We start from the raw sequence: 1526 nt of genomic DNA, 5'->3' as shown, positions 1-1526 counted from the left end.
GCCAGCCCCCCCCCCCGCCGCCCACGCCGTGGACGTACGGCGGCGGGTACCCCGGTCAGCCGCCGCAGCGCCCGTCGGGCAACCGGACGTGGTGGATCCTGGGCACGGTCATCGTCGTCGGCATACTGGCCCTCGCCGGCGGCATCGCCGCCTTCGCCGCGCACCAGATGTCGGGCGTCCGCTCGATCATCGAGTCCCCGCCGACCATCAGCTCGGCGCCGAGCACCACCAGCCCCTCGCCGAGCAGGACCAGAACCACCAAGCCGTCCCCGTCGGCGTCCCCGACTCCTTCCACGTCACCGACGCCACCACCGGGTGGAAAGATCAGCGTCTCGGGCATCAACGAGAACCGCACGATCGCCTGCAACGACAGCGTCGTCAGCGTCAGCGGGGTGTCCAACACGGTGACGATCAGCGGCCACTGCGCCCGCCTCACCGTGTCCGGCGTTCAGAATGCGATCACGGTGGACGCCGTCGACGCCATCGACGCCTCGGGCTTCAACAACAAGGTCACCTATCACTCGGGCACCCCGAAGGTCAGCAACGCCGGGGGCTCGAACGTGGTGGAGCAGGGTTAGTCCGAGCCTGCTTCCTCGGCGCCGAGATTGCCGTGGCGGTCATGATCGGCGGCGAAACACAGCCCTGAGCGCAGTCTCGGCGCTCGAAGGGCCGCGGCCGCAGAGCTCACGATGTCAGCCGGACTCGCCCGACTCCTCGGAGTCGTCGTCGAGGACGCTCACCGCGATCCCGTAGGGCAGGAACCGGACCTTGCGCTTCGGGTCGACGTTGTTCTTGTTCGCCCGCAGCGCGTCGAGTTCGGTGGCGTACACCTGCTCGACGCGGGCGCCGCCGTCGGCGTCGACCGTGTAGATGGCCCACACGCCGTCACCGGCCTCACCCGTCGTCTCCGGCGCGGTCCGGGGCCGCCCCGAGATGTCCTCGAAGATCGAAGACCAGCCGCCCCGCCCCCCGGGGGCGCCGACGAACCTGCCGATCCGCTCGAAGACGTCGCGCAGCCCCTCGCTGCCCTCCCTGATGACTCGATCGAATTCTTCGGGATCGAATCCGAAGGCACCGTACTCGCCCACCGCGGCCTCCTCATGGCTCATAGCGTTACTGCCCAGTGTGCGCCCGGTTCGGACCGCGCGCCACGACGTCACGGCGCGGGCGGCGGAGGCGCCGGCGGCGTGATCGGGATCGGCACCGTGACGAATGGGAAGTGCAGGTACATCGTCAGCGGCGGCTGGGCGGGCTGCTGCGCCGGCAGCTGCGGGGCCGCGGGTGGCGCCGCTGGTGCCCCGCCCGGGGGAGGCGGTCGGGGCGGTGGGGGCCGTGGGGGAGACGGGGGCGGCCCACGGGCCGGTCGGCCCGGCGGGGCCCGCGGGCGTGCCCCCCGCGCCCACGCCGGTGGTGGCGGTCATCGACGCCGACGGCTCGATGGATCCCGCCGACCTGCCCCGGCTGGTCGGCGAGTTGGACCGCGGCGCCGACCTGGTGACCGGCCGCCGGCGGCCGGTGCCGGGGCT

General features: G+C 72.7%; 3 protein-coding genes. 2 read left to right on the top strand and 1 reads right to left on the bottom strand.

What is annotated here, in order from left to right:
• The coding region (locus GPY60_RS26445) for a DUF3060 domain-containing protein (protein WP_156690650.1) at positions 1-578 on the top strand (578 nt) is incomplete at its 5' end.
• Positions 579-692: 114 nt separating this feature from the next.
• Here the strand turns inward: GPY60_RS26445 and GPY60_RS26440 are convergent.
• Positions 693-1088: a hypothetical protein gene (locus GPY60_RS26440; protein ID WP_156690651.1), complete on the bottom strand. Its 396-nt coding sequence runs from the start codon at positions 1086-1088 to the stop codon at positions 693-695.
• A gap of 124 nt (positions 1089-1212) precedes the next feature.
• Here GPY60_RS26440 and GPY60_RS27815 point away from each other — a divergent pair.
• A partial coding sequence (locus GPY60_RS27815) for a glycosyltransferase (RefSeq protein ID WP_370462839.1) occupies positions 1213-1526 on the top strand: 314 nt, incomplete at its 3' end.

Origin of the sequence: Mycobacterium sp. Marseille-P9652, assembly GCF_902652685.1 — a bacterium.
GTDB lineage: Bacteria > Actinomycetota > Actinomycetes > Mycobacteriales > Mycobacteriaceae > Mycobacterium.
This window is presented reverse-complemented; position numbering and strand designations above follow the sequence as displayed.